Source organism: Streptococcus suis (genome assembly GCF_002960445.1).
Classification (GTDB): Bacteria; Bacillota; Bacilli; order Lactobacillales; family Streptococcaceae; genus Streptococcus; species Streptococcus hyiners.
In genome coordinates this window covers 1-5577 of the sequence record NZ_POJD01000209.1, presented here as the reverse complement: position 1 = coordinate 5577, position 5577 = coordinate 1, and the positions used below count along the sequence as shown (strand labels likewise).

The window sequence follows — 5577 nt, the reverse complement described above, 5'->3', positions numbered from 1 at the left end:
TTTTCTTCGGGTTTTCGGTCTGTACTGAAATCAAGGTATTATTGGGAATCCCAGCTTAAATCATAGATACCGTAAGGGATTTTATTCTTTATTTAAAACTTTGCAACAGAACCGTTGTGATTATAAATTCTAATCGCATTTTTTATTCCAAATTTGAAACAATGCGGTAAAAACTCTTGGATTGCCCCTATTTTATAAACATAGGTAGGCGGTGTCTCGACTTCAGATACATTATCAAGAATAACTATTCTTCCTTCCTCATTCAACAGTTCCTTCATTTGCTGTATTACGCTGGCTATATCATCCAAATGATGAAAGGTTGTTCGGCTTACAATAAAATCAAACTTCTCATTAAAATTAAGTTGTTCTGCATTCATATTCAGATAGACCGTATTTGTTAGTTGACGTTTAGATTTGGCAAGATCGAGCATTTGATTAGAAATATCAATCCCTACCACTTCATCATAATAACTTGCTAATTTCTCCACTAACAAACCCGAGCCACATCCGATATCTAATGCTCTGCCTTTCTTTGGAGACATATTAGACACAAAGAATGAATAATCATTCAAAAGCTCATTCACGAAATCGTAATCTTCTGCAACCTTATCAAACTGTGATTCTATTGTATTCAAAAAGATCCCCCATTCCTACTTTATCGACATTCTTTCATTACTTACCACTTTAGATGTTTTTTCGTTGGGGATAAAACTTCCCTTTAGACAATTTTATCCAAAGACAATACAACAGTGCAACTTTATTAAAGTCACTGTCCTTTATCGCAGCCTTTACTTTTTAGTAAAGACAGTGGCTTCTCTTATCAAGTTTCAAAACATATTATTTTGAAGAAAACGTCCAACTGAAGTGTCAAGTGCAAAATTACATATAGAGCTTTATTCTAAAAAGTAAACAGAAATGATATAATCAGTTACGTAAGGAGGTTTCAAGTATGTGCACTAGTATCGCAGTAGTAGATATTACTTTATCTCATTCATAATGAAAAAAATGGCAAGGAGAAGGTTATAATGAACCAGAAAAACCCAAAGGACACTCAAAATTTTATTACTTCTAAAAAGCATGTAAAAGAGATATTGAATCATACGAATATAAATAAACAAGATAATGTAATAGAAATTGGATCAGGAAAAGGTCATTTTACCAAAGAACTTGTCAAAATGAGTCGGTGGGTGGATTCTATAGAAATTGATGAGGACTTGTGTCAAGTCACCCAAAAAGTCGTGAAGCCTTTTCAGAATATAAAAGTTATCCATACGGATATTCTGAAATTTAACTTCCCCAAAAACAAAGATTATAAAATATTTGGTAATATCCCCTTTAACATCAGTACTGATATTGTCAAAAAAATTGCTTTTGAAAGCAATTCGAAATATAGTTACCTTATTGTGGAGAATGGTTTTGCAAAAAGATTACAAAATACGAAACGAGCTTTAGGTTTGCTATTGATGGTGGAATTGGACATAAGAGTTCTCAAAAAAGTGCCACGAGCATATTTTCACCCTAAACCGAATGTAGACTCTGTATTGATTGTTCTTGAACGACATCAACCATTGATTTTAAAGAAGGACTACAAAGAGTATCAATCTTTTGTTTATAAGTGGGTAAACCGTGAATATCGCGTTCTTTTTACTAAAAACCAATTCCGACAGGCTTTGAAGCATGCAAATGTCACTAATATTAATAAACTATCGAAGGAACAATTTCTTTCTATTTTCAATAGTTACAAATTGTTTCAGTAAATTAAAGTAATAAAGCGTTCTCTAATTTCACAAGAGAACGCTTTATTCTTCCTAAAAATTTTCAATATTTATTAATAAATCGGTTGTTTTAAAAGTAGGCACCTGTTATTGCAATAAAATTAGCCTAATTGAGAGAAGTTTCTATAGAATTTTTCATATACTTAACGATTTGTATATTATTTATATAATTGGCTGGTATTGAACGTTTGTCTAAAATCTTTTTCACTTCATCTGCAGTTGAACCTGCATATTCTCCATATGTTGCAATAACAAATAGATATTTGCAATTAAAAATAGAGCGTTCTAAAAAATCTCTAATATATGGCGGGATATTAACGTGAAAAACCGGGAATACAATACCTATCCTCTCGTCTGAGAACTCATATTTATTCTCTTTTATCATTTGTGGGATGGATATTAGTTTTCCACCAAGTCTTTTCGCAACATAAAGACTGTTTCCTGTTGCGGTAAAATACAAAATTGTCATTTCTGCTACCTCTCTTTAACTAATTAGGATTCAAAATTGATTTTTGATGCAGTTACACTTGCATCGGGTTTGAATTGTTATCTAGGTGTCATCATAATGAGTATTATACTTAAGAAAATTCAAAATGTAAGTACGCACATTTGTGACGTATACTATCCCAACGGATAGTGTAAAGGATGAACTAGATTTTGTTTAAACGTTAAATTTCTCAATTCCCTGTACAAATCTATCTTTATCCTCATCTCTCATTAATGGAATAACTGTAACACAGGATACATTCCTCATTTTTTACAGTGGCAATAATCAGTCTACTATGTTCAACTTCTATGAGAAAATATACTTCGTTTGGCTCTTTTTAACGAACAATACAAGAAAAATATCCTAATTATCTGTTGCTTTTTTACTACAAAACAATCGATTAGTACATTATTACCATACCTATTTAGCACCAAGGCAAGCAATTCTACAAATCACAATATAATCTGATTTATCACCCTATATCTAAATACTATTGTTGAACTTCAGTTTCTCTTATCTTAACCTTCCTTTCTGCTGTATTTGAGACGTCATAACCTCTTGAACATTTTCAAATTCTTTACTTATGACATATTCATCAAATACTTCAGTCCCATATTTAGAATCTGGTTCTGCAACGACAGAAACCACCTGCTCAATCCTCCTGTTATATACAGAGGGCTACTGGAAGAACAACTTCTGGCAGCATAACAATCAAAGGAAATTTAGTGAGTTTATACGACTACACTTTTCTTGACAATTCCAAAGTATAGATAATAAAAACCGCTATGCGGCAAACTCAAAAGGTCTTCACATAGCGATTATATCTAATAAAAATTCATTAATTTTTTTACATTTTCAACAACCAGAATGTATCATTAACACTTTTACATCCTTATTGCATAACTCAAAAATTACATAACTTCCAATTCTCTCATCAACTGTTCCCATTCATTAAAATAATTACCCTGACACCTTTTAACATCATCAATTGATTTTTGTATTTCCGTCAGTACTATATAATCAGAAGAATTGTTTGGTTCAGAAATGATTTTATTCAATCTTTCTAATTCTTCATCATATTGATTTATTAACACTTCAAGCTTTTCAATTCGTTTCTCCTTCTTAACCTTCTCCTTCTCAATGGAGTTACGATCGCCTTTTACTGTGTTATTTTTCTCTACTTTCTGCTCAACTTTAATGTTATTAAATGGCTTTTCAGAATTCATCCTTTTTTTCTCGTACTCACCATAAGTAGATTGTACAAACTCTACACCATCCTTATCAAAAACAAGTAATCTGTCAGCAATCTTATTAGTAAAATATCTATCATGTGACACAAAAATAATTGTACCTTGATAACTGCATAAGATATTCTCTAAATTCTCTTTTCCAATAATATCCATGTGGTTTGTCGGTTCATCTAAGATTAAAACATTAGTACGTTTATATAATAATTTACATAATGTCAATCTAACCTTTTCTCCACCTGACAAAGAGGACACCGGTCTAAAAACATCATCTCCACTAAACTGAAATGAGCCAAGAGCAGTTCTGACCTCTGTGTCATTTAGCTCAGGGTATTCGCTTTGAAAAATTTCGAATAGTGTATCATCTCCACTGATTTGAGCAAGCTGTTGGTCAAAATAGCTAATTTCAACATTGTATCCGAATTTAAAATCTCCAGACAATGCTGCCACACCACCCATAAGTGTTTTAAGCAACGTGGATTTACCAATACCATTACTCCCAACAATTCCAAGCTTCTGTCCCCTTTCAAGGTTGAAATTAACCTTTGCAAGAGGAGTATCATAGCCTATCACAAGTTCTGAAGCACTTAATACTTGCCTTGAACTACTGATTCTCGGTTGAAATTTAGACATATAAGTTTTTGTATCGTATTGGTCTGGTGCATTTAATATTTGCATACGCTGTAATAATTTAATTTTAGATTGCACCATTTTAGCTTTCGTAGGTTTATAACGAAAACGTTCAATCAAGCGTGTAATCCTTTCAATTTCTATCTGTTGCAAGTCGTAATCTTTTTGCTGTTTGATATGATTTTCTCGTTTTTGCTCCTCAAAGGCTGAATAATTACCTTTATAACATTTGGTCTCTCCCCATTCGATTTCATAAACCTTATCCACAATTCGATTAAGAAACATTCTATCATGGGAAATAATAACCAATGTAGATTTATAACTTCTCAAATAACTCTCCAACCATTGTATTGTTTCTATATCAAGGTGGTTAGTAGGTTCATCAAGTAATAGAATGTCTGGCTTTGTTAAAAGTATTTTTATAAAAGCTATCTTAGTTCGCTGACCACCTGAAAATTCAGAAATGGGTTTTTTATCATCTGCTTCAGTAAAACCCATACTACGAATCATCGTTTCATATTCTTTTTGGTAGGTTAGACCTCCAAGAGCCATATACCTTTCACTGATATCAGAGTATTCATTGATGATTTTATCATCATATTGATTCTCCATTTTATCTATCAGCTGTTTCATCTTGTTTTCCATATCAATAAGCGTCTTAAATACCTTACGGACTTCATCCACCATTGATATACTTTCATCTTCAAAAGGCATCTGTCTTAAATAGCTAATATAAGGGTTACCGGTCTTTATTACTTGAAACTCACTTTCACCAGTTCCTTCTTCTAATTCAATTTCGCCTATAATAGCTTTTAGCAAGGTTGTTTTTCCACATCCATTTCTACCAACAATAGCAATCTTTTCATTATCATTGATTTCAATACCGATGTTTTCCAACACCATATTACCATCATAGTAAACGGCACCATTAATTATTTTGTATTGCATTTTCATATCCTCCTTTGCGTTAGTACTAGCAATTGCAAAGGTGGCTTTGGACAATAATTATTCTACTCCATGTAAAGCTTGTCACAGCCACCTATACATGGAGTTCTTTAAATGTTACTATAGTTGTAGATTTCATTTGCTTCTACCTCCTATCGATTATTAATATAATTCAATTGCCACCTTATTGTACCAAGTCGCTAGCGCAATGGCTAGCCTAAGTTTTAGCTTACACCCTTTCTGGTAAAAGTAAAGTAACTGATCTGTTATCTCATCTGCCTTCCTTTCCTTTCTATTATTTTTTTTATAACAACGCCATTATATCATAAAGTGCTAATTTTATTAATTGCAACTTTTAAGGCTTCTATTTCGGTTTTAAGGGTTCTGTTGCAAAGTTTTAAATAAAGAATAAAATCCCTTACGGTATCTATGATTTAAGCTGGGATTCCCAATAATACCTTGATTTCAGTACAGACCGAAAACCCGAAGAGAG

At 32.4% G+C, this 5577-nt stretch carries 4 protein-coding genes and 1 pseudogene; 1 reads left to right on the top strand and 4 read right to left on the bottom strand.

Going from position 1 to position 5577, the window contains the following annotated elements; all coding sequences use genetic code 11:
- Window positions 1–107: 107 nt before the first annotated feature.
- A pseudogene (locus C1G53_RS08580) lies at window positions 108–635 on the bottom strand (class I SAM-dependent methyltransferase); the annotation flags it as partial.
- A gap of 390 nt (window positions 636–1025) precedes the next feature.
- On the opposite strand from C1G53_RS08580, the gene erm(A) reads away from it, so the two are divergent.
- Window positions 1026–1757 (top strand): 23S rRNA (adenine(2058)-N(6))-methyltransferase Erm(A), encoded by a 732-nt coding sequence (gene erm(A), locus C1G53_RS08570; protein ID WP_002360844.1) that lies wholly within the window; start codon window positions 1026–1028, stop codon window positions 1755–1757.
- 124 nt (window positions 1758–1881) lie between these two features.
- Here erm(A) and C1G53_RS08565 read toward each other — a convergent pair whose 3' ends face one another.
- The 3 genes from C1G53_RS08565 to optrA form a co-directional block, all read right to left on the bottom strand.
- Window positions 1882–2244 (bottom strand): EFR1 family ferrodoxin, encoded by a 363-nt coding sequence (locus C1G53_RS08565; RefSeq protein ID WP_024378353.1) that lies wholly within the window; start codon window positions 2242–2244, stop codon window positions 1882–1884.
- 531 nt (window positions 2245–2775) lie between these two features.
- On the bottom strand, window positions 2776–2910 hold the full coding sequence (locus tag C1G53_RS13540) for a hypothetical protein (RefSeq protein ID WP_002415371.1): 135 nt from the start codon (window positions 2908–2910) through the stop codon (window positions 2776–2778).
- Between the two features lie 263 nt (window positions 2911–3173).
- Window positions 3174–5141, bottom strand: a complete 1968-nt coding sequence (optrA, locus tag C1G53_RS08560) for an ABC-F type ribosomal protection protein OptrA (protein ID WP_080477306.1) — start codon at window positions 5139–5141, stop codon at window positions 3174–3176.
- Window positions 5142–5577: the final 436 nt, after the last annotated feature.